This is a genomic window from Paenibacillus sp. GQ49 (genome assembly GCF_059759055.1).
The window spans coordinates 1-260 of sequence record NZ_JCAXEL010000064.1 but is presented as its reverse complement, the minus strand read 5'-3'; the positions used below and the strand labels follow the sequence as shown (position 1 = coordinate 260).

1 rRNA gene is annotated in these 260 nt (G+C 57.3%); it reads right to left on the bottom strand.

Annotated elements, in window-relative coordinates:
• Nucleotides 1-260: ribosomal RNA gene (locus AC6CIF_RS31955) — 23S ribosomal RNA — on the bottom strand; the annotation flags it as partial.

Sequence of the window (260 nt, the reverse complement as noted above, 5' to 3'; positions counted from 1 at the left end):
CCTAACCACTCCCCTTAACCTTCCAGCACCGGGCAGGCGTCAGCCCGTATACTTCGCCTTACGGCTTCGCACAGACCTGTGTTTTTGCTAAACAGTCGCTTGGGCCTTTTCACTGCGGCCCCCTCGTGCTATTCACACTACCGGGGCACCCCTTCTCCCGAAGTTACGGGGTCATTTTGCCGAGTTCCTTAACGAGAGTTCTTCCGCGCGCCTTAGAATACTCTTCTCGCCTACCTGTGTCGGTTTGCGGTACGGGCACC